The sequence below is a fragment of the Peptoniphilus sp. BV3AC2 genome (assembly GCF_000478945.1).
GTDB lineage: Bacteria > Bacillota > Clostridia > Tissierellales > Peptoniphilaceae > Peptoniphilus_B > Peptoniphilus_B duerdenii.
In genome coordinates this window covers 1-718 of the sequence record NZ_AWXD01000001.1, presented here as the reverse complement: position 1 = coordinate 718, position 718 = coordinate 1, and the positions used below count along the sequence as shown (strand labels likewise).

Annotated in this window: 1 tRNA gene and 1 rRNA gene; both read left to right on the top strand. The window is 51.5% G+C overall.

Going from position 1 to position 718, the window contains the following annotated elements:
• Positions 1-542, top strand: a 16S ribosomal RNA gene (locus HMPREF1252_RS00010); the annotation flags it as partial.
• Positions 543-621: 79 nt separating this feature from the next.
• Positions 622-697, top strand: a tRNA-Ala gene (locus HMPREF1252_RS00005).
• Positions 698-718 lie beyond the last annotated feature (21 nt).

Sequence of the window (718 nt, the reverse complement as noted above, 5' to 3'; positions counted from 1 at the left end):
GGGCGTACTTAGAGATAAGTATTCTCCTTCGGGAGCCTCAATACAGGTGGTGCATGGTTGTCGTCAGCTCGTGTCGTGAGATGTTCAGTTAAGTCTGGCAACGAGCGCAACCCTTACCTTTAGTTACCAGCATGTACGGATGGGGACTCTAAAGGGACTGCCGATGATAAATCGGAGGAAGGTGGGGATGACGTCAAATCATCATGCCCTATATGCCCTGGGCTACACACGTGCTACAATGGTCGGAACAGAGGGAAGCAACAGAGCGATCTCAAGCAAATCTCATAAATCCGATCCCAGTTCGGATTGCACTCTGCAACTCGAGTGCATGAAGTCGGAGTTGCTAGTAATCGCAGATCAGCATGCTGCGGTGAATGCGTTCCCGGGTCTTGTACACACCGCCCGTCACACCATGGGAGCCTGTAATACCCGAAGCCGGTGAGCCAACCGCAAGGAGGCAGCCGTCGAAGGTAGGATAGGTGACTGGGGTGAAGTCGTAACAAGGTAGCCGTATCGGAAGGTGCGGCTGGATCACCTCCTTTCTAAGGAAAAAACGATCGGACCGTAAAAAGAAAGATCGGAAAAGGAAGAGACAACTTCCACTTACACTATTTAATACATGGGGGTATAGCTCAGTTGGGAGAGCGCCTGCCTTGCAAGCAGGAGGTCAGGAGTTCGACTCTCCTTACCTCCACCAGACAAAGCCAAAAGGCAAAGT